Here is a 21,571-nt window from a genome sequence, read left to right as displayed (position 1 = left end):
GAAATTTTATCACAGGAGAATTGATATGTCAATCTTTATGTTCAAATTCGGGGACTATTTCTTTTAATTTTTTAATAATGTATTTTTCATCATCTAATCTTATTAATTCTTCAATTTTTTTAATTAACTCATCAATATCCATAAAAGTGGGTTTTGCAACAAAAATATCTTTATATTTTGTTTTTTTATCTGCTTCATCAATTAAAAGCTCTTCATAAAGTTTTTCCCCGGGCCTGAGACCCACAAACTCAATACTGTTTTCATCTTTTCCGTAAAGTCTAAGCATTTTTTTAGCTAAATCCGCAATTTTTACAGGTTCCCCCATATCCAGTATAAAAATCTCTTTGTTTTTTGCCATAGAACCTGCCTGAAGAACCAATTGACAGGCTTCCGGAATTAACATAAAATAACGGGTAATTTCCGGGTGGGTGACGGTGAGAGGTCTGTTTTCTTCAATCTGTTTTTTAAACTTTGGCACTACGCTTCCGCTGCTGCCCAACACATTTCCAAACCTTACGGCACATATTTTTGTAAATTTAGAATCAATATTTTGTGCATACAGCTCGCACACCCTTTTAGTTGCACCCATTATGTTTGTAGGCCTTACCGCTTTATCGGTTGAAATTAAAATAAAATCTTTTATTTCATATTTTATAGATAAATCAATTACATTTTTTGTGCCCATGATATTATTGATAACCGCACTTTTCGGATTATATTCACACATAGGCACATGCTTGTATGCCGCCGCATGGATTACAATTTGAGGCTTCTCGTTTTTAAATATTTCTTCCAAATCATTTTTTTTGGTTACATCTGTTAAATAAAGTTTTCTTTTTATATTCAGCTCTTCATTAATCGAATATAAGTTAAATTCGCTGTTATCCACCAAAACAAGCTCACTTGAGCCGTATTTTTCACACTGTCTCGCTATTTCGCTTCCTATGCTGCCGCCCGCACCTGTGATTAGGATTTTTTTATTCTTTACAAATTGTTCAATAGCGTTTTTGTCCAAATCTTTCGGTTTTCTGGCTAATAAATCTTCAATAGAGACATCTTTAATTCTATTTTCAAAAGGATTATATATTTTAATTTCTTCAATACCTCTTGATTGCAAAAATCCGACCAGTCCGTCAAGTTCTTTTTGACTCATCTCCTTTGTAATAATTGCCGTTTTAATATTGCCGGCAATTTCTGAAATATCTTCAACCTTATATCCGTAAAGATATGCCCCCACTATATTTTTTTCACTGTCATAAATTTCCAAAACCGAATAAGGTATATTTTGTTTTAGAAGTGAAACAGCCTTTTCATTGGCCCCGATTATAACAGCCGGTTTTTTATCGGTTGAGAGTTTTTCTATTAAAAGCCTTTTGGAAATTCTGAAAAAGCCTATAAAAAGGATTGATAAGAAATAATCTATTATAATTACACTTCTCGGAAAAGGAATAAAATAATGCCTAAAAACAAGTAAAACACTCCCTCCTGCCAAATAAGCCAAAGTGGTGGCAAATAGCAGAGATTTAAGCTCCTTAAGCGAAAAAAACCTCCAGCTTACAAAATAAAGCTTAAAAATATAATAAAAAGCTACTTTAAAAAAAATAAAAACAAAAGCTATTTCATAAAAATTATTTAAATATTCTTTTGGAATGGAAAAATTAAACCTCAAAAGATACGCTAAAAAAAGAGTAAAAATAGAAATTAAAATATCACCCGCTAAAAAAAACAGAGCCCTTTTTAATTTTGTGGGCTTAAGAAGATTTTTCAATTTTTTCCTTTAAGTTTTGATAAATATTTAACATATTTGGAAAAAAATTAATTGCTAATTTCAAACTTTCTATCGATTCATCTATATCATCTGGATATTCATGAGATAATTCATTTCTTATTTCTCTAATTTTCAACCATTCATCAGCTTCAATTATTTCTAATTTTTCTAAAATATCTAAAACATCCCTAAAAGGAATAGCAAAACTATCTATTTCCTGAAGTTCATATAAAACTTTTTTAAATAATTTTACTCCTATTTTATCTTGTAGTTTTGCAAAATAAAATAAAAAACTGTTAGCTAATCTTCTATTTTCCACATCCTCTAAAAAATCCGAATCAATTTCTTTTTGAAGTAAAGCATTATAATCAATTAAAGCATTTTTAATAATTTTATCTATCGCTTTAAACAACTCTTTTAATTCTTCCATAATAATATACCTTTTTTTGCATTTTTCTCAATAAGCCCTTTTTTATTTATTACTACATCAATTTTTCTATCACCTATTAACTTTTTTAAATAAACTAAAAATTCTATCTTTTTTTCTAAATTAGCGTTTGAAGAAACAATATACAAATCTATATCACCGCCTTTTAAATTATCATCTACTCTACTGCCAAAAAGATAGATTTCTCCATTTTTAAAAATCTTAACAAAAGCTTTTTTTATAGATAAAATCTCTTTTTCACTTAACCTCATTTATTACCTCACAAATATATTTGACATCATTTTTACTCAAAGCAGTACCACTCGGAAGACAAAGTCCTTTTTTAAATAATTTTTCACTTCTTCCGTTCAAATAACTTTTAACCCCTTTAAATAGAGATTGTAAATGCATCGGGTTCCAAAGAGGTCTGCTTTCTATTTGATTATCTTTAAGATTTTGCATAACTTTCCAGGGGTCTTTGTTTTTAAAAACAACGGTTGTAAGCCATCTTGTTCCCCTGGTGTTAGGTAATTCCGGCATAAACTCTTCATCTAAAAATTCCTGATACCACTCAAAAATTTCCTTTTTTTTTGCAATCCTCTCTTCAACAACCTCCATCTGCCCCACACCGATAGCCGCCAAAACATTACTCATCCTGTAATTAAAGCCAATCTCTTTATGCACATATTCTATAAAATCACTCTCTTTTGCCTGAGTTGAAAGAAACCTTGCGTTTTTTATAAGCTCCCCATCATTACTGACCAACACTCCCCCGCTGCTTGTAGTTAAGAGTTTGTTTCCGTTAAAGCTATATACCCCAAAGACCCCTATTGTCCCACTATGCACAATTTTCCATTCTCCATTTCCCATTTTCCATTTGTAATACGCCCCAAGACTCTCAGCCGCATCCTCTATTAAATAAATACCGTTTTTTTCACATAACTCTTTTATTGGTTCAATATCGGCCACCTGTCCGTAAATATGAGGTAAAACAACCGCTTTTATATTATTTTCTTTGATTGCTTTTTCTAAAAGCTCTGCATCCATATGCCAATATTCATCAACATCTATAAAAACAGGCTCGTTTCTTTCATACAAAATCGGATTAACCGAACCTATAAAAGTAAAAGTTGGCACCGCCACTTTAGAATCTTTTATTCCAAGTACCCTTAAAGCTAAATGAAGTGCACTCGTGGCATTGCATAAAGCAAGGGCGGCTTTTGCACCGGTATAATTTTTTACTGAATTTTCAAATTTATCAACATATTCTCCAAGAGGCGCTATATAATTGCTTTCAAACACTTTTTTTACATACTCTATTTCTTTTCCGCTCATATGAGGGGGTGAGAGGTAAATTTTATTGACATTTTTATTTGTTTGTGATATACTTTTATCACTTATACGCCCTAAGGGGTCTTCCTCCCTTTTTAAGGGAGTAATAAATTCTTCTAACTTTTTGCTAAGTTTTTTAAATGTATTAAATTTAATTCTTCCATATTTAAACTTAATTCTCTTAATATCGAAAGTTCTCATTTGATTAAACATCGCATAACTTATTTTGTTTTTATAATGAAATTCAAAATACCAATCTTTTTTCGTACTTGTAAGAGGAATACCTAAAAATGTAGTTTTTGACAATTTTTTATATACTAAAACCGGTCTTAAAAACTCTTCGCCTTTTCCAACTTGCTCACTTCCCACATTTTTACCAATCGACATAAAAAATATATCACCGCCTCTAAATTTTAGATTTATCTCTTTATTATTTATTTGTTTTTTTAATTCATTCCATTTGTCAAATTCGTTCATACTAATTCCTTTAATTTCTCTACAATCTCTTTTCTTGAATAAACTCCATAATCAGCACAGTTAGGAATATTTTTATAAATTCCTTTTTTGTTTTTAAATCTTACAGTAATCCAACCCAATTTTTTAGGAGCAATAAAATCTTTTTTAGGATTGTCTGATATATATACATATTGTTTATTAGGAAATTTTTCCATAACCATTTTAAAAGGTTTTAATTCAGGTTTTTTAGTATGATAAAAATCTGTAAAAATGGGATATTTTATATATTTATCTAAATTTAAAGCTAAAAATTTATTCTGCTGCATCATATAATATCCATCGCTAATTAAAGCTGTATCATAATTTTTAGTAAATTCTAAAATTTCTTTACTTTCCTTTGGCAAAGTTATATTTGGTTTATGAAATCTATAAATTTCTATTAGTTTTTTTACATCAGTATCAATATTAAAAGTTTTTATTAACTTATCAAAAATTTTACCGCTTCCATTTTTCAAAAATTCTTCCCACATAAAATTAAAATATTTTTCATCTCCTAAATATTTGCTAATTTCTCTAAATCCACTTTTTACAAAATCTATTTCATCATACAAAGTATCGTCTAAATCAAATACTATTACCATCTATCAATACCTCATTGTCATATCTTAACATTATTAAATTATCTTTCCATTCTTCAAAATATTTCAGTTCTTTTCCTAGATAATCATCTATCAAAAATTTAGCATAATCAGCGCCTGCTTGCCAACTCAAAGGATATCCACCTCCAAAGCGGGGATTAATTTCTATAAAATATATTTTATTATCTTTTTTAAAAAGTTGAATAGTCAATACGCCATATGCTTCGTTTAATTTATTACATAATCTTTTAACTTCACTGATAATTAAACTGTCTTTTTTGGTTCTTCCTTTATTAATTTCCCCGCATCTGACTTCTATTCGCTCTCTTGGCACAATTGAAATAACCGCTCCTTTTTTATTTATAAAAACATCTACTGTAAACTCTGTTGCATCTATATATTCTTGAAATACATAATTTTTATTTTTACTTAACAATATTTTAGCTTCTTCTATTGAATTTACTTTTTGAGCTCCGACTGATAAAGAAGAATTATTAAGCTTTGCAAAAAGAGGATATTTTGCAGTTTCAATATCATCTACAATTTCAGGAGTCAAAAAACCGTTTTCTTTAAAAAATTTATAAGTAGAAGATTTTAAGGCAAAAGTTTTACATATATTTTCACTACTTCCAGCAATAAAAATTCCTTCTTTTTTAAAATTTTCTTTATTTTTAGCTAAAATTTCCAATTCTGGATCAATTGTAGGTACAATCATATTTATATTCAAATTTTTACATTGTTGTAATAAAAAATCTATATAGTTTTTATCGGTAACTCTTGGAACCTTAAAAAAATAATCACTAACCTGGCAAGCCGCACTCAAACTTGGATTCATATCACAAGTAAATACATTTGCATATAATTTAAAATTTTCAACTAATCTGACTCTTCTACCAGCACTGGTTATTAAAACATTAATTTTTCCCATTAAACTTCTCCATTGTGGCATGTCCTTGTTGGGATATTCCCTCTTGTTTTAAAACTTTTATAATTGTTTGACAAATTATATATAAATCCAGCTTAAAACTTAAATGCTTTACATAAAAAACATCATATTTAAATTTTTTTCTCCAGCTTATTGCATTTCTTCCTTTAACCTGAGCAAGTCCAGTAATTCCGGGTAAAACATCGTGTCTTTTTTTCTGTTCTTCATTATATAAAGGCAAATATTCAACTAAAAGAGGCCGTGGCCCAATAAAACTCATATCACCTTTTAATACATTAAAAAGCTGAGGCAGTTCATCAAGGCTTAGTTTTCTAATAATTTTACCAATTCCTTTTAATCTTTTTTCATCAGGAAGCAAATTTCCAAATTCATCTTTTTCATTAGTCATTGTCCTAAATTTATATATTTTAAAAATTCTTCCTTTATATCCGGGACGCTCTTGCATAAAGATAACAGGTCTTCCATCCCACAGGTATATTGCAATTGCCGTTAAAAGCATAATAGGTGAAAATAAAATAATTAAAATTAAAGCCAAAACTTTATCCGTCAAAGGTTTAAAAAATTTTTTATACACTTAAAATTTCCTCATAAACTTTTAAATATTTATCTACTACAACTTTTATATCAAAATCATTTACTGCTTTTTCTCTTGAATATCTTCCAAATTCTTCCCTTAACTCAGTATTATCAATTAAGATTTCTATCTTTTTAGCTAATGTTTTATAGTCTCTAACAGACACTAAAAATCCGTTTTTATTATCTTCTACAACTTCCCTGCATCCAGGAGCATTTGTTGTAACAATCGGTTTTGACATAGAAGCGGCTTCAAGAAGTGTTCTTGGTACTCCTTCTCTGTAACTAGGCAAAACAAAAATATCACAAATGGAAATTAATTCTTTTATATCTCTTCTAAATCCTAAAAATTTTACATTTTTCCAATCAGGTAAAAATGTATTCTTATTTCCCTTGTCTACATCACCTACATATAAAAAATTGGCCTTTTCTTTAAGTAATTCAGCAGCTTTTATATATTCTTCTACACCTTTGTCTTTAATTACCCTTGCAATCATCAAAACAGTCGGTTTATCCTTTTTTATCCCCAAATCCTCAATCCTAAATCCTAAATCCTCCATTTTCCATTCAGTGGTATCAATCCCGCTGCTTTTAATTAAAACTGCTTTTTCTCTTGGAATTATATTTTTATTTATAAATAATTCTAAATCATCACTGTTTTGAAAAATTACTTTTTTTGAAGATTTTGCAGTAAATTTGTATCCAGTTTCTATGATATTTCTAATTATTTTACTTTTTAAATCATTATAAATAAAAAAACTGCCAAGACCTGTTATAGTATTTATTGTATTTTTATGAAAAACCAAATTTCCGTAAATATTCGGTTTATGCATAAAAGTATGTAAAATATCCGGTTTTATACTTTTAATTACTTTTTTTATGTTTCTTATTGTCTCAATTTCCTTAAAAGGATTTAGACTACCTCTATCAATTTTATATTCAACCGCATTCACTCCGTAATCTTTAAATTCATCAAACACATTACCTTTTGGACATACAGCATAAACTTCATTTCCTCTTTTTATAAGTTCTTTCATAATAGGTAGTCTAAAAAGATATAAATTTAAATCAAAATGACTAAGAAACGCTATTTTCATTAGCCCTCCAAACTTCCAGACTGAAAAGCAGATAAATAATCTTAGCCCTTTTTTCTTCCGGAATATTTAGTTTTCTATTAATTATTTTTTTAACAAACTTTTCATCTACAAAATTTTTATAAAAACCGTAATTTAAATAATCCATTATAATATCTTTGAGCTCATTGTTTACCCAATCAGTTAAAGGAATTTCAAATCCCTTTTTTTTAGCATTAACTAACTCTTGTGGTAGATACTTTTTAGCTAAAAACCTTAGGGCATATTTGGTAGTTAAAAAATTTATTTTATATTTAGACTTTAGTAATGGAGCATATTCTAAAAAATATTTGCTCAAAAATGGGCTTCTTGCTTCAAGTGAATTAATCATTGTGGCAATATCCATTTTCACAACCAAATCTTCTATTAAATTTAAAACAAAATCTAAATACATTAATTTATCCAAATTATTTAATTTTACATTTTTTATAAATTTATCTAAATCATCTATTTTTTTACTTTTAAATTCATAAATATCTTCAAATAAATCATTCAATAAAACATTATACCAATGAATTCCTTTTTTACTTGAAGCCCTGATTAACCTATATAAAAACATTTTAACTCCTCTACTATTAGGAGAAAGAAAAGGTAATAAAAATTTAAAATTTTTAGCAACATTATCTAATCCTAATGCTAATGGCACATATCTTCTATAACCGGCAAACAACTCATCAGCCCCGTCTCCGTTCAAAACAACTTTTACATATTTTCTTGCTTCCCTGCTAACAAAATAACTTGGAATTGCACTGCTGTCAAAAAAAGGTTTTCCATAAGAAGTTAATATTTTTTCAATATTGTTTTTTACATCCATTTTAATATCTATTAAATAATGTTCCGTTCCGTATTTTTTAGCAACTAATCCTGCCAAATTACTTTCATCAAAACTTCCTTCAAACCTGACAGTAAAAGTTTTTATTTTTTTAAATTCACTTATCTTTGCCACCACAAGTCCACTGTCAATCCCTCCGCTTAAAAACGCTCCGACTTCCACATCACTTGCTAATAATCTGTCTTTTACCGATTTTGTAAGAATATTATCAAGTTCTTCTAAATTTAAATCAATTTTTTCTTTTGTATAAAAATCATAAATATCAAAATACTTTTCTATTTTCATATCTAAATTATCTAAATTAACATACGCAAAACTTCCGGCAGGAAATTCTTTGATTTTTTTATAAGGAGTTGAGCAAAACCCTGTAGATAAAAATAATTTTATTTCATCTTCATCAATATCTAAATCTAAAAACTTAAATACATTAAGCTCACTGCCAAATCCAAATTTTTCATTTTTTTTATAATAAAAAAGAGGTTTTTTACCGGCTCTGTCTCTTGCTAAAAATAAAGTATTTTTTTTTATATTCAAAATAGCAAAAGCAAACATCCCATCTATTTTTTCAAACATTTTTTCTTTATACTTAATAAAAAGATAAAGAAGTGTTTCTGTATCGGAAGAGGTTTTAAAATTAAAGTCTTTAAGTAAATTTCTTAATTTTAAATGATTATAAATTTCTCCGTTAAAAACAATAACATATTCATTAAATCTAAAAGGTTGATGACCATGAGTTATATCCTGAACTGATAAACGGGTATGAAAAAAAGAAAAATTATTTAATTTTATTTTTCCTTTTTCATCAGGGCCTCTGTGGTGTAAAGAGTTAAAAATATAATTTTCATCTACTTCAAAATTAAACCCGGTAATACCGCACATTAATGTTTAACCACCTTGTAAATTTTAACATAAGGAGTAATAATTATAGGTTTAAATAAATTCTTATCATAATTTTCAAATATAAACATCTGAATATAAGTAGAGTTATAAAAAAAGTCATCTAAAATTAATCCTTCACCGTAACTCTGCATGATAATTAAATTTAATCCACTCTTTCTCAGTCTCTCTTTTCTCACTGAAAGCTTACCGCCCTTTGTATACGCAACTAAATCTATCTCTTTAACCGGTATAGTTCTTTGATTTAAAATAATTTCAGCTTTACTTAAATCTATCGGGATTTGTCCAAGCAATAAATATCTTCCCTGTTTTTTTAATCTGCCTTTATAAAAAAAGTGGTTTTGAACTTTTCCCGTTTTTATATCTATGGAACCAAACACAGAAACAGTAGGAAAAATATCCAACATTTTTAACGGTAAAAAATAATAGATGTTCTCTTTGATTTTTGGAAGAGGAATTTTTTGTGATAAAAAATTTTCCAAATCTTTGGTCGTATTAATTTTAACTTTATAATAATTTTCTATATCTTTTATAAAATCAAATTTTTTCTTATCAATAAAATGTTTTTCAGTAAAATATACATCTAAAATTGCACTATTATATGAAGGAAGCTCCGACCTTGTCAAGGCAAAACTTACTGGAAAATCAACATCCCCGCTGTGTTTCCCGCCGTCAACCAATGTTTTTACATCTGAATAATACCTGATAAGATACCCATAATCCCACCAACTTAGTACATAATCGTTTCTTTTAGAAAGATGTTTTAATTTAACAAGTGTTTCAATTTCATTTTTATTCATTGCAGCCGGCGTAATATACTCATGAATATGTTTATAATTCGGATAAATAAATCCTACCATTAATAAAAAAGACACTATATACTTAGAATAAAAAGAATTTTTTTCATTAATAAATGCTTTTGAAATTAATTTTGCTATTAAATAAGCAATATAGGCATCTCCCAATGTAAAAAACGGAACTGCAAAAATAGTAAATCTAAGACCACCTCTCTCTGCAAAAAGTCCCAATACGACCATAGGAAGAGAAATTATCATTTGAGGATATCTGAGAATTAACAATAAATAACCCAATGCTCCCGCAAAAAAACCTGCATAACTTCCGCTTATTCTGTGAACCAATGTGTCAAAACTGATGTGTCCGGCTTCTCTTACGGTATTAACAACATCATAATATTTAAATCCATCATCTGAATTAACAACAGCTCTTGTGAAATAAGAACTATGCAATACTCCATTTATCCAAGGAATTCCTATAACAATTATATAAATTCCTAAAACAATTAAATAAAAAATTTTTTCGAATTTTAAATTGATTTTATCTTTTATATAAAAAACCGATATTTGTAGTAATATTAAAACAGCTATTTTAAATTTGATATCTATTGGTAAAAGAGGCACTATCAAAAACAGTAAAAACAGACTCTCAATAAAAATATTTTCTTTTTTTACAAATTTCAAATATAATAAATATACAAAACTCATTATAAAAATACCGTTTGCTACATTATAAAGTCCGTCATGCCAGTAAATCATAAAAATTTCAATTAAAGGGGTTAAAAAGAAATATTTTATATTTTTATTTTTTAAACTCCACAGCACCCCCCATATTGCAAATGTGGGGAGTACGACCGTCAACATATCGGTATCATAATATCCAAACATCGTCCTGTGATAATAACTCCAAACCATAGGCGCCATAAGAGCTGCCAAAAATCCTAAAAACGCGCCCCCTATTGCTTCACCAATCAGAATTAAAGGTACAGCAAGCAAACTTCCGATAATTCCTGGTAAATAAAAAATTACTTTATCCAGAGGAATATGAAAAAATTCACTCACAAGCGCAGTAAAATCTGAAGTAACATTATAAATAGGAGAGAGGTCGTTTTTTCGGTGAAATCCGTTTATAAAATCCCTTGCACCCTCTGCATAATAAAACCCATCCGGATTATTTATAATATAAGTGCCGTTAAACTGCCAGACAGGGATTTGAGAAATTATATCCACATATATAAACCTAACCCATATATTAAAAATATAAGCTACTAATATATAAAACAAAATAATTTTCCAGTTACTTTTATCTTCAACCTTTAAAAATCCAAAAAAATTCATTTTTTTCTCCTATTATTTTTTCCCATTTTTTTATAATATTTTTTACTTCAAATTCTTTAATTCTTTTTTTTGCTTTTTGTTCATAATTATATCTTAAATCACTATTTTCATATATCATTCTCATAGCTTCAACCACTTTATCGACATCTCCAACAGGTACTATTCCGTATTCAGCTAATTCTATTTCTTTAGTCTGCTTTGTAAAGGTAGTATCCGGTGCTAAAATTTCTCTTGGACCGCTTTTACAATCTGTAGAAATTACAGGTAAATTACAAGCTAAAGCTTCAAGTAAAACATTTGGAAAGCCTTCATAGTTTGAAGAAAAAACAAAACAGTCAGCTTGTGATAAAAATCTAAAAACATCTTTTTGACGACCTAATAATTTTACCTTATCTTTAAGCCCTAAATCCTTAATCATAAACTCTAAATCATCTCTTAAATATCCATCTCCTATAATCAATAATTCTGCATCTAAATTAGCTTTTTTAAAAGCTTCAATAAGTAATTTATGATTTTTCCCTTCATCCAATCTTCCAATAGTTACAAAAGTAAATCTTTTAAATTTTTCTTCTTTTTTACAATCAAAATCTAACATATTGTAAATAACTTTTGCATTAATATTGAAATTTTGTTTTAAATCTTTTTGATTTCCTTTTGAATTAGCCACTACAACATCTGCTTTTTTGTATAAAGTTTTAATTAAAAACCTGTTTATTTTACCCTGAATTCCATTTTTATGCTGAAGAGATGGCATAGCCCTTTCACTAATAATTATTTTAACTTTACTTCCAAATAATTTTGTTAAAGAATTTATATAATTCGGCCTATTCATAAAACTAAGGCTAACTCGTATATTTTTTTCTTTTAAGATTTTTTTATATTTCAATGCTAAAAAAGGAAGTTTAAGAAGTTTTTTAACTCCACTCTCAAATGGCGCTGATTTTTCAATATATACTATCTTAATATTTTTAGGAACTTCATAAAAAATTGTATCATTCATCAAAACTAATGTAACATTATATTTTTTATTCAATTCTTTTAACAAAATACTAACCTGCCTCTCAGCCCCCCCACTTGCTAAGGAATAGATAAGAATTGAGATATTAATAATACTTCTCCTTCCACATTTTATATACTAAAACAAACCACAATTTATTAATATTTACATATTTCCCATTTTCAAAACTTTTTTGTAAATCTCTAATATAATTCATATTTATAATATCATCTTCATTAAAATATTTTTTAAACAATTCTTTTAAATCACTTCTAAACCACTCAAAAACAGGAATTCCAAAACCTTGTTTTTTTCTATAGATAAGTTCTTTTGGAAGATATTTTTCTAAAACTTTTTTTAATATATATTTACTTTCACCATTTTTATATTTTAAATTAAACGGAATTGTTGCTGAATATTCTATAATTTTATTATCAAGTAAAGGTTCTCTTCCTTCAATTGAATTTGCCATAGTTGCTCTATCTACTTTAACTAAAATATCATCAGGTAAATAATTGTAAAAATCCCAAAGCATCATTGCCTGCATAATGGAAAATTTTTCTCCAAATTTAAAATAATCTTTAATAACTCTATTTTCTTTTAATCCCAAATTTTTTATATCATCCCTATAATTCTTTATCATTGTTTCATAAATAAATTGCCAGTCATTTTCTTTTAAAATATTTTTTAAAAAACCAAGTTTATGTTCCATATTTTTAATAGGAATATTTATTAATAAATTTTCAAATTTATCAATAAAATGATAAAAAAGTTTTTTTAAAGGGATGTTATCTATTTTTTTGCCTAAATTATAACTATACCAATACCTCTCATATCCACAAAAAAGCTCATCTCCTCCATCCGCACTAAGAACAACCTTTACTCCATTTTCTTTTGCTATTTTTGATACTAAATAAGTAGGAATTCCACTGCTATCTCCAAATGGTTCATCATAAATATCACTAAATTTATTTAATAAAATTTCTTTTGCTTCATTTATGCCTAAAATATATTCAGTATGATTTGATTTTATATAATTAGCAACTTTTCTTGCATAATTTGATTCATTATATTTTTGTTCTTTAAATCCAATAGTAAATGTATGAATATTTCCATAATGCTTTTGTAAAATAGCACTCACTAAACTACTATCAACCCCTCCGCTTAAAAAAACCCCTACATCAACATCACTAACCATTCTGTATTTAATACCTTTAATTAATATTTCTTCTAATTCATCAATAATATCTTCTTCTTTTTTTGCAGAAACATTAAAATAATTTTCAAATTTCCAATATTGTTTTAAATTAATTTTTTTAGTTTCTAAATGAAATTCTAAAAAATAAGCAGGAAGTAATTTTTTAACTCCTTCAAAAATACTTCTATCTCTACTAATATATCCATACTCAAAAAACTGAGCCAAAGAAATTTTGTCTATTTCAAATTTTTTATATTTTCTAATAGCTTTTAATTCACTTGCAAAAATAAAATTTTTACCATCAAAATAGTAATAAAGAGGCTTAACTCCAACTCTATCTCTACAAAGAGTAAGTTTTTTATTTAATTTATCATATACAGCAAAAGCAAACATTCCTCTAAATCTATCTATACTTTCCTTACCCCATTTATGAAAAGCTTTTAATAAAACTTCACTATCGCTATTAGAAAAAAATCTATACCCTTCTTTTTCAAGCTCTTTTCTTATTTCTTTAAAATTATAAATCTCTCCATTATAAACTAAAACCAAATTTTCAAACTCCATTGGCTGATGACCATGCGTAGTTAAATCAAGAATAGAAAGTCTTACATGCCCTAAACTAACATTCTTATCTATAAATTCTCCTCTGTCATCAGGACCTCTATGAGCAATTTCTTTTTGCATTTCATTTAGTAAATTTTTATTACTAAAATTAAACCCCACTATTCCACACATTTTATTATTTCCTCTTCAGTTTTTTTTACCATTTTTTCTATAGAAAAGTTTTCAATAATTCTTTTTCTACTTTTTTTACCCAAATTTTTAAAATCTCTATTTATCATTTTGTCTATTCCTTGATATAAATCCTCCACACTATTTGGCTTAACAACTATTCCACAATCTCCAACTATTAAAGCACTATCCCCTACATCAGTTACTACACAAGGAGCCTCACAGCTCATAGCTTCTGCAATAGAATTGCTAAATCCCTCTCCAAAAGAAGAAGAAGAAGAAGCTATATCAAATCCACTGTAAAAATCTTCCACATTTGTCTTTTTCCCCAACCAGATGAATTTTGTATTATTATAATCTCCTAGTATCTCTTCACACTCTTTTTTTATATTTACATTCCCACCACCAATAGCAAAAATTTTTACATTTTTATAATTTTCCAATATTTTTTTTGCAGCTTTGCTAAAAACTGGATATCCTTTCATGTAATCGATTCTTGCTACAATACCGATAGCTATATCATTTTTATTTAAATTATATTTTTTTCTAAATTCTTTTCTTTTTTCTATATCTCTTTTAAATTTATTTGTATCTATGCCATTATGAATAACTATAGCATTATTCATAAAAAATCCCTCTTGTTTATGAAACTCAATACTTGCATAAGAATTTGCAATAATCTTATCTACTTTTCCTGAAAACTTTTTTTGTAACCAAAATAGAAGCTCGGCAACTTTTCCATATTTTTTCATATCCATATTTGAAGCTCTAAATCCCCAAATAAGTTTTGTTTGTTTAGGTTTACACCATAAAGAAAAAAGATTCATTTCACCTAAAAAAGAATAAATAACATCAGGATTAATTTCATTTAATAATTTTTTATACTTAAAATAAAAACTAAAATCATATCTTCCTTTTTTCTCTAAATTAATATATCTAATACCTAGTATATTCTTAATAATATTTTCTTGCACTCCACCATACATAGTACAAACAGTTATATCAAATTTAATTTTATCTATATGTTTAACCAACTCTATAAATTGACGCTCTGCTCCACCAATATCAAGAGAACGGATTGCTAAAACAATATTCATAATTCTTTCTTACCTAAAATTTTTCTCAACTTATTTTGATATTTATTTGGAACCAAATTTCTCAAAATAACTTTCAATTTATTTTCTTTTATCTTTTGCATATCAATAAAATTTCTATTTATCTCTATATTTAAACCTTCTTCATTTAGAAGATCTTTAATAAACGGATAAAATTTCCCTTTTTCTACAAAATGAGTATAATTTATAAACTCACAATTAGTAACAAAAAACTTATCATAATTTTGCAATGCCTTCTTAGTTTTTCCAGCTTTTATTTCAAATTCCCAAGGATTAAAATCATATTTTAATAGTTGTATAAGAAATTCCTTTTTCCAAATTGCCATTTGAAGTGAAGTGATATATGGTACGCCTTTTTTAACATCAATTTTTGAAAAATTTTCATCTATTTTAATATCTCCTTTTGGATTTGGAATCAGTCTTAAATACACTCCATTCTTTGACTTTATAAATTCAAAAGCTTTTTCTATTTTAGAGTTATCTACTTCTTTTAATATTATAAAATCATCAAGCATTAAAATAAAATATTCATCATCAATACTTTCTAAATAACTTAATAAACTTTTTGAAAAAGATATATCCTTACCATCATTAATATAATTCCATTGCATATCTTCACCATTTGCTCCTAAATATATTTTAATATCATTCCAATATTTTGATAAAAAATAATCTGTAATTGCCCAAAGATCAAAAGCCTTAGAATGACTAGAAATTAAAACAGTTATTTTATTCATTTACAACCTTTTTTATTATATTTTCCCACTTATTTACTATTCTTTCTATACTGTATTTTTCCCTAACTTTCATTGCCTCTTTTGAAAGTTTTCTTCTTAAATTTTCGTCATCTATTAACTTTTGTATAGAAAAAGCTAATTTTCGATATTTTGATTTTCTACTAAAATTCCATTTACTCCATTTTCTATAATCTCATTAGGTCCATAAGGGCAATCAAAGCTAACAACTGCACAACCAAAAGCCATTGCTTCTATCAATACATTTGGAAATCCCTCCTTTTTTGAAGAGAGGACAAAAATAGAAGCTTTTTTATACCATTCAAAAATATCTTTTCTTTTTCCTAGAAGTATTACTTTTTCTTCTAAATTAAAATTTTTTATTAATTTTTCTAAATTTTTTCTTTCATTACCTTCTCCAGCAATGTATAGTTTCCAATTAGTATTTAGTTTACTATACGCCTTGATTAAGTTGTCAAAACCTTTTTGTTTATCAAGTCGCCCTACTCCTAAAACTATATTTTGTTTTTTTATATTTGTGTCAAAACTTTCAGTTTCTATTGGATTATAGATTACATAAGAATGCTTTAAAAAACTATAATTTTTAAGATCTGCATAAGTTTGCGTTATAAAAGCATCACTAAATGGATAAACAAATCGACGAATAATATTTAGAATTTTAGACCCATAGTAGTCATAGGCAATTCTCTCAGATATTATGATTTTCTTTCTTGCAATTTTAGATGCAATAATTGCTAAAATATTAGTATGAGTCATAAAACTAATAATTACATCAGGATTCTCTTTTTTAAAAATTTTTACAAAAGCTTTTATTCTGTATAAATTATTCATAGCACTTTGGAAAATATTATTTGAATTTTTTAATAGATCAAGTTTAATATGTTTAATATTTTTATGCAAAGGATAGAAAGAGTCAGTTTTTGCCATTGTAACAATTACAACTTCTCTCGTTTCAACAAATTTATTAGCAAGAATTGACATTACTCTTTCTGCGCCACCGGAAGAGAGTGAAGAAATGATAAAGAGTAGTTTCATGGTTTTAATATTCCAATATAAATAATATAAGGAGAAATATATTTAGAATCAAAAGGTATTTTAGTTAGTTTGTAAAGGTAATATATAGGTTTTCCTGGTATCGCTAACAACTTACGAAGTATATTTCCAAATTTATTACCTGTCAAATTAATAACCCCTGCTTGATAAAGACCATAATAGTTACAAAAAAGTGTATTATAACCTGCTTTTTCATGTGCATTTTTAATATCTTCTCTTGTATAAGGAATATGAACATCATAAACAGGTTTATTTAGTAACTTTTGGAGTAATCCAATAATACCATTCATATTAGGTATAACAGTAAGTATAATTCCATTATCTTTCAAATAATGCCTTGTATGAGCAATACTATCTTCAATATTTTCAAAATGTTCAAATACACCAAAAGAAGTTAATATATCATATTTGTCTGTTTCATCTTTTGAAAAAAAATCACGATGAAAAATATTAGCTTTATAATTCATTGTATTATATATATTTATTGTCTTTTTAACAGCGTCTACTTCATAATCAAATCCATTAATTTGATAACCAAAATATTTATTAAAATATAAAAGATTTGCAGATAATGCACAACCAATCTCTAATACTTTTTTTGTTTTATCAAATTTAAAATATTTTTGATATAGGTTATGAAGAAGTCTATTTGTATAATAATTAATATCTATCTCATCTATAACCATTTTTTCCTTCCAAACTGAATTCCAATAATTTTCTCCTGCTTTATCTTGCTCCATTCCTAACCTTCCACGAAAAATAGATTAACTTAATAATATGCTTTAAATAGACTTTTGGATATCGCCAAGCAATTTTCAAATACTTTGTTACAAACCATTTTGATTCAAATAAAAATCCTTCTGGATATTTTTGTCTAATATTATTGCTAATATTATCATCTTCTTTTTTATAATAAATCCGTAGAACTTTATTAATAACATATGAAAAGCTATTAATTTCATTAAAAGCAATTTTATCCCAAAAAAAACTCTCAGGAATAAATTTTAATTTTTTAGCCTCTTCTGGAATAACAAAATATTTTTTTAAATTTTTAGAATTTATAGCAGCCCAAGTTTCACCTAATGGTAAATTTTTCCATTTAAATACACTCTCTTTAAGAAGGACAACCCCTTCTTTAGGAAAATTACATCCAACTCTATTTCCAAACTGGTCTTTACATAAAACTGCTATACCGCTACATTTATCTTTTTCTTTGTTACTAAAAGAATTCCAAATATTATAAAATGTTTCAAAAGTTTCAGGTAAAAACTCATCATCACTGTCAGCAATTAATGTTAACTCTCCTTTTGTTATCTCAATACCTTTTACTAAAGCCTGTGCTTTACCTTTATTTTCTTGATAAATATAAATTATTGGCCAATCAACTTCTTTTTGCCATTTTTTAACTAGTTCTTTTGTAGAATCTGTACTTCCATCATCAATTATTATCCATTCAAAAATATATTTATCATCAATTTTTTTTAATGTTTGATTATTTATACTATTAAACACTCTATGAAGTTTATTAGCTCTATTAAAAGTAGGAGTAACTACTGAAAAAATCATTTTATTTCACCATTTACTATTTTAATTATCCTATCACATCCATCAAGGGTTGAAAGTCTATGGGCTACTATTATCATAGTTTTATTTTCTCCTACTTTATATATTTCATCCATAATTTTTGCTTCTGTTTCATTATCAAGGGCGGATGTTGCTTCATCTAATACTAAAATTTCAGGGTCGTTGTATAAAGCCCTTGCTATTGCTATTCTTTGTCTTTGACCTCCACTGAGCTTTATTCCATTTTCGCCTATATGAGTATAAATTCCCTCGTGATGTTTTTCTAAAAAATCTAAAATATTGGCTTTTCTTAAAGCTTCTTTTACTTTTTGTTCATCAATCTTTTCTAAAAAAGCAACATTCTCAGCCACACTTCCATCTTTTAAATAAATCATCTGAGGAATATATCCTATTTTTTGCCTCCAAGATTTTATATTTTTTTCATTAAGCAGATTTTCATCTATAAATATTTTACCGTATTTTGGACGATAAAGTCCTATAATTAAATCTATTAAAGTAGATTTTCCACTGCCGCTCTCACCTACAATTCCTATCTTTTCACCTTTTTTTATTACTAAATTTATATCTTTTAAAACCTCTTTTTCTCCATAAGAAAAACCGACATTATCTAATTTTATCTCTTTTTTAAACTCTATCTTTTCATCCCCTAACTCTTCAGGCTCATAAATCAATTCATTATGCACTACATCTAATGATTTTGAATAAAAAACAATCTGATTATAAGAATAAAACACCCTGTTAACACTCGGAAGCAGTCTATAAAGACCTAAAACAAAAATACTAAGAATTGGAAGTGCCCCTCTTATATCCGTATGATATTTCAAAACTAAATAAATAATTATAAAAGCTACAAGTGAGAATCCAACCATTTCTAAAAAAAGTCTTGGAAATTGAGCAAGGGTTTGATTTTTAATATTAGCATTAGCAAATCCAAAAGAAGCAAAAGAAAATTTATCTAAAATTTCTTTATCTTTTGTTTTAAGTTTTATTATTTTAAAATTTCCAAAAGAGCTATTTAATATTTCATAAAATTTTGCCTGAAAAGTATCCCTTTCAATTCCGGCTTTTTTTATTTTTTTAGTAACAAATATTTTAAGAATAGCCACATTGATTAAAAGATATAGAGTTAAAAGCAAAGTCATTTTCCAGTTTACATATACAAGCATTGCATAAATAAAAATCATTACGAATATTTCACTTAGCATAAACAAAAAATTTGAAATAATGTTTATTACATTATTAGCATCGTTTATTATGCTTTTTATCATAAGAGAAGAATTTTTATTTATAAATTTTTCATAACTAAGCCCCATATAATTTTCAAAAAGCCTGTATGCTACCAAATGGTATCTTCCAAAAGAAAATCTGTTAAGCAAATAAAAATAAAATAGATTAATCACACTTCTTAAAATATAAAATATAATTAAGCCTATTCCAAAAGCTACTACAAAATTAATTTCACTCTTAAAATGAAATAAAGTATAAAAATATTCAAAATATTTATTTGAATGAATCTCTTTAAAATCACTTGCAACACTAATAAAAGGCATAATAATACCGATTCCTATTGTTTCAATTAAAGAAACAAAAATAGAAAAAAGAAGCAAAAATAAAAGAAAAAGTTTATCTCTTTTTGTAAGAAGAAAATTGAGTTTTTTTAGCAATTAAAGCCTTTTATCCACTAAACTTTTATCAAAAAAGCCTTTAATATCATAAATTGTGAGTTTTGGGTTTTGGGTTTTGAGTTGTTTTATTTCTTTTTCTAATTCTTTAAACTCATTATGCGCTACTGCTAAAATAATTGCGTCATAACAATTTAAGGATGAAGGATTAAGGATGAAGGATGTAGGTAACAAATCAATATTGTATTCTCTTTTTACTTCTTCCCTGTCTGCCCAAGGGTCATATACATCTACATTCACTCCAAAATCCTGAAGCTCTCTTATTACATCTATAACTCTACTATTTCTTATATCTGGACAATTCTCTTTAAATGTTATTCCCAAAACCAATACATTGCTGCCTCTTATTGTATGGCCTTTATGTATCATTAGTTTTATTACTTTATTTGCTACAAATATTCCCATATTGTCATTCGTTCTTCTACCAGCTAAAATAATTTCTGGATGATACCCTATCTCTTTTGCCTTATATGCTAAATAGTATGGGTCAACGCCGATGCAATGCCCTCCTACCAACCCCGGTTTAAATTTTAAAAAGTTCCATTTTGTTCCTGCTGCTTCTAATACATCTAATGTATCAATTCCGAGTTTATCAAAAATTAAAGCTAATTCATTTACAAAAGCTATATTTATATCTCTTTGAGAGTTTTCTATTACTTTTGCCGCTTCTGCCTCTTTTATGCTTGGTGCTAAATGTGTCCCTGCTTCGATTATGCTTGCATAAAGTTCATCTATCTCTTTTGCAATTTCTGGAGTTGAACCTGATGTTACTTTTTTTATTTTTGTGACAGTATGCTCTTTATCTCCCGGATTTATTCTCTCTGGAGAGTAACCTACGAAAAAACCTTCCGGTTTTTGTGAGTTGTGAGTTGTGAGTTGTGAGTTTGAAGAAAAAATACATTTTAATCCACTTTCTCTCTCAAGCTCTGGCACACATATTTCTTCTGTACATCCTGGATAAACTGTGCTTTCATATATTACAATATCCCCTTTTTTTAATACTTTTCCAACACTTCTGCTGGCCATTATAAGAGGAGTCAAATCCGGATTTTTATGTCTATCTATTGGAGTTGGAACTGTTACAATATAAATATTTGCCTTTTTAATATCTTCTAAATTGCTTGTAAATTCAAGTCCATTATTTATTGATTCTTTTAGCTCTTCTTCACTTACTTCAAGAGTTCTGTCCATTCCTTTTTTAAGCTCTTCAATTCTTTTCGAATTTATATCAAAACTTATTACTTTATATTTTTTGCTAAATGCTACCGCAAGCGGAAGGCCTACATAGCCCAAGCCTATTACTGAAATTATTTTCATAATT

General features: G+C 27.2%; 19 protein-coding genes. All 19 read right to left on the bottom strand.

The features are described 5' to 3' along the window. Positions 1 to 28: 28 nt before the first annotated feature. The 19 genes from DZ68_RS0104860 to DZ68_RS0104765 all read right to left on the bottom strand — a co-directional run bounded on the left by DZ68_RS0104860 (position 29) and on the right by DZ68_RS0104765 (position 21,567). Complete coding sequence (locus tag DZ68_RS0104860; protein ID WP_024790834.1) at positions 29 to 1,768, bottom strand: nucleoside-diphosphate sugar epimerase/dehydratase; 1,740 nt, start codon at positions 1,766 to 1,768, stop codon at positions 29 to 31. Then, positions 1,752 to 2,198 (bottom strand): hypothetical protein, encoded by a 447-nt coding sequence (locus DZ68_RS0104855; RefSeq protein ID WP_024787522.1) that lies wholly within the window; start codon positions 2,196 to 2,198, stop codon positions 1,752 to 1,754. Before DZ68_RS0104855 ends, DZ68_RS0104860 begins: the two co-directional genes overlap by 17 nt. Then, complete coding sequence (locus tag DZ68_RS0104850; RefSeq protein WP_024787521.1) at positions 2,186 to 2,467, bottom strand: nucleotidyltransferase domain-containing protein; 282 nt, start codon at positions 2,465 to 2,467, stop codon at positions 2,186 to 2,188. Before DZ68_RS0104850 ends, DZ68_RS0104855 begins: the two co-directional genes overlap by 13 nt. Beyond that, positions 2,454 to 4,004: a DegT/DnrJ/EryC1/StrS family aminotransferase gene (locus DZ68_RS10040; RefSeq protein ID WP_024790833.1), complete on the bottom strand. Its 1,551-nt coding sequence runs from the start codon at positions 4,002 to 4,004 to the stop codon at positions 2,454 to 2,456. The genes DZ68_RS0104850 and DZ68_RS10040 overlap by 14 nt, the downstream gene beginning before the upstream one ends. Beyond that, positions 4,001 to 4,624, bottom strand: coding sequence for an HAD family hydrolase (locus tag DZ68_RS0104840; RefSeq protein WP_024790832.1), 624 nt, complete (start codon positions 4,622 to 4,624; stop codon positions 4,001 to 4,003). Before DZ68_RS0104840 ends, DZ68_RS10040 begins: the two co-directional genes overlap by 4 nt. Further along, the gene (locus tag DZ68_RS0104835; protein ID WP_024790831.1) at positions 4,608 to 5,549 is read right to left on the bottom strand and encodes an ATP-grasp domain-containing protein; all 942 of its coding nucleotides are present in this window, start codon (positions 5,547 to 5,549) and stop codon (positions 4,608 to 4,610) included. Before DZ68_RS0104835 ends, DZ68_RS0104840 begins: the two co-directional genes overlap by 17 nt. Then, positions 5,536 to 6,141 carry a sugar transferase gene (locus DZ68_RS0104830; RefSeq protein ID WP_024787517.1) on the bottom strand — a complete coding sequence of 202 codons (606 nt, stop codon included), beginning with the start codon at positions 6,139 to 6,141 and terminating at the stop codon, positions 5,536 to 5,538. Before DZ68_RS0104830 ends, DZ68_RS0104835 begins: the two co-directional genes overlap by 14 nt. Next, complete coding sequence (pglA, locus tag DZ68_RS0104825; RefSeq protein ID WP_024787516.1) at positions 6,134 to 7,237, bottom strand: N,N'-diacetylbacillosaminyl-diphospho-undecaprenol alpha-1,3-N-acetylgalactosaminyltransferase; 1,104 nt, start codon at positions 7,235 to 7,237, stop codon at positions 6,134 to 6,136. Before pglA ends, DZ68_RS0104830 begins: the two co-directional genes overlap by 8 nt. Next, positions 7,218 to 8,984, bottom strand: coding sequence for an asparagine synthase (glutamine-hydrolyzing) (gene asnB, locus DZ68_RS0104820; protein WP_024790830.1), 1,767 nt, complete (start codon positions 8,982 to 8,984; stop codon positions 7,218 to 7,220). The genes pglA and asnB (DZ68_RS0104820) overlap by 20 nt, the downstream gene beginning before the upstream one ends. Continuing rightward, entirely contained in the window at positions 8,984 to 11,134 is a 2,151-nt protein-coding gene (locus DZ68_RS0104815; protein ID WP_024790829.1) for an STT3 domain-containing protein, read from the bottom strand. Before DZ68_RS0104815 ends, asnB (DZ68_RS0104820) begins: the two co-directional genes overlap by 1 nt. Then, entirely contained in the window at positions 11,106 to 12,224 is a 1,119-nt protein-coding gene (locus tag DZ68_RS0104810; protein WP_255327393.1) for a glycosyltransferase, read from the bottom strand. Before DZ68_RS0104810 ends, DZ68_RS0104815 begins: the two co-directional genes overlap by 29 nt. 13 nt (positions 12,225 to 12,237) lie before the next feature. Then, positions 12,238 to 14,064 (bottom strand): asparagine synthase (glutamine-hydrolyzing), encoded by a 1,827-nt coding sequence (gene asnB, locus DZ68_RS0104805; protein WP_024790827.1) that lies wholly within the window; start codon positions 14,062 to 14,064, stop codon positions 12,238 to 12,240. Then, positions 14,052 to 15,158, bottom strand: a complete 1,107-nt coding sequence (locus DZ68_RS0104800) for a glycosyltransferase (protein ID WP_024790826.1) — start codon at positions 15,156 to 15,158, stop codon at positions 14,052 to 14,054. Before DZ68_RS0104800 ends, asnB (DZ68_RS0104805) begins: the two co-directional genes overlap by 13 nt. Further along, positions 15,155 to 15,913 carry a hypothetical protein gene (locus DZ68_RS0104795; RefSeq protein WP_024790825.1) on the bottom strand — a complete coding sequence of 253 codons (759 nt, stop codon included), beginning with the start codon at positions 15,911 to 15,913 and terminating at the stop codon, positions 15,155 to 15,157. The genes DZ68_RS0104800 and DZ68_RS0104795 overlap by 4 nt, the downstream gene beginning before the upstream one ends. A 135-nt stretch (positions 15,914 to 16,048) precedes the next feature. Next, a complete protein-coding gene (locus tag DZ68_RS0104785; protein ID WP_084023937.1) occupies positions 16,049 to 16,966 on the bottom strand; it encodes a glycosyltransferase family 4 protein in 918 nt (305 codons plus the stop codon). After that, positions 16,963 to 17,724: a class I SAM-dependent methyltransferase gene (locus DZ68_RS0104780; protein WP_024790823.1), complete on the bottom strand. Its 762-nt coding sequence runs from the start codon at positions 17,722 to 17,724 to the stop codon at positions 16,963 to 16,965. Before DZ68_RS0104780 ends, DZ68_RS0104785 begins: the two co-directional genes overlap by 4 nt. Continuing rightward, on the bottom strand, positions 17,711 to 18,550 hold the full coding sequence (locus tag DZ68_RS10445) for a glycosyltransferase family A protein (protein WP_024790822.1): 840 nt from the start codon (positions 18,548 to 18,550) through the stop codon (positions 17,711 to 17,713). Before DZ68_RS10445 ends, DZ68_RS0104780 begins: the two co-directional genes overlap by 14 nt. Continuing rightward, the gene (locus DZ68_RS0104770) at positions 18,547 to 20,232 is read right to left on the bottom strand and encodes an ABC transporter ATP-binding protein (RefSeq protein ID WP_024790821.1); all 1,686 of its coding nucleotides are present in this window, start codon (positions 20,230 to 20,232) and stop codon (positions 18,547 to 18,549) included. The genes DZ68_RS10445 and DZ68_RS0104770 overlap by 4 nt, the downstream gene beginning before the upstream one ends. Further along, positions 20,233 to 21,567, bottom strand: coding sequence for a nucleotide sugar dehydrogenase (locus tag DZ68_RS0104765; RefSeq protein ID WP_024790820.1), 1,335 nt, complete (start codon positions 21,565 to 21,567; stop codon positions 20,233 to 20,235). Between the last annotated feature and the right edge of the window lie 4 nt (positions 21,568 to 21,571).

The organism is Lebetimonas sp. JS085, from assembly GCF_000523295.1.
Lineage (GTDB): Bacteria > Campylobacterota > Campylobacteria > Campylobacterales > Nautiliaceae > Lebetimonas.
This window is presented reverse-complemented; position numbering and strand designations above follow the sequence as displayed.

Excerpts from the sequence above, each read along its gene's own strand:
- DZ68_RS0104855 (WP_024787522.1), bottom strand. The coding sequence starts at position 2,198 with ATGGAAGAATTAAAAGAGTTGTTTAAAGCGATAGATAAAATTATTAAA.
- DZ68_RS0104850 (WP_024787521.1), bottom strand. The coding sequence starts at position 2,467 with ATGAGGTTAAGTGAAAAAGAGATTTTATCTATAAAAAAAGCTTTTGTT.
- DZ68_RS10040 (WP_024790833.1), bottom strand. The coding sequence starts at position 4,004 with ATGAACGAATTTGACAAATGGAATGAATTAAAAAAACAAATAAATAAT.
- DZ68_RS0104840 (WP_024790832.1), bottom strand. The coding sequence starts at position 4,624 with ATGGTAATAGTATTTGATTTAGACGATACTTTGTATGATGAAATAGAT.
- DZ68_RS0104835 (WP_024790831.1), bottom strand. The coding sequence starts at position 5,549 with ATGGGAAAAATTAATGTTTTAATAACCAGTGCTGGTAGAAGAGTCAGA.
- pglA (WP_024787516.1), bottom strand. The coding sequence starts at position 7,237 with ATGAAAATAGCGTTTCTTAGTCATTTTGATTTAAATTTATATCTTTTT.
- asnB (WP_024790830.1), bottom strand. The coding sequence starts at position 8,984 with ATGTGCGGTATTACCGGGTTTAATTTTGAAGTAGATGAAAATTATATT.
- DZ68_RS0104815 (WP_024790829.1), bottom strand. The coding sequence starts at position 11,134 with ATGAATTTTTTTGGATTTTTAAAGGTTGAAGATAAAAGTAACTGGAAA.
- asnB (WP_024790827.1), bottom strand. The coding sequence starts at position 14,064 with ATGTGTGGAATAGTGGGGTTTAATTTTAGTAATAAAAATTTACTAAAT.
- DZ68_RS0104800 (WP_024790826.1), bottom strand. The coding sequence starts at position 15,158 with ATGAATATTGTTTTAGCAATCCGTTCTCTTGATATTGGTGGAGCAGAG.
- DZ68_RS0104795 (WP_024790825.1), bottom strand. The coding sequence starts at position 15,913 with ATGAATAAAATAACTGTTTTAATTTCTAGTCATTCTAAGGCTTTTGAT.
- DZ68_RS0104785 (WP_084023937.1), bottom strand. The coding sequence starts at position 16,966 with ATGAAACTACTCTTTATCATTTCTTCACTCTCTTCCGGTGGCGCAGAA.
- DZ68_RS0104780 (WP_024790823.1), bottom strand. The coding sequence starts at position 17,724 with ATGGAGCAAGATAAAGCAGGAGAAAATTATTGGAATTCAGTTTGGAAG.
- DZ68_RS10445 (WP_024790822.1), bottom strand. The coding sequence starts at position 18,550 with ATGATTTTTTCAGTAGTTACTCCTACTTTTAATAGAGCTAATAAACTT.
- DZ68_RS0104765 (WP_024790820.1), bottom strand. The coding sequence starts at position 21,567 with ATGAAAATAATTTCAGTAATAGGCTTGGGCTATGTAGGCCTTCCGCTT.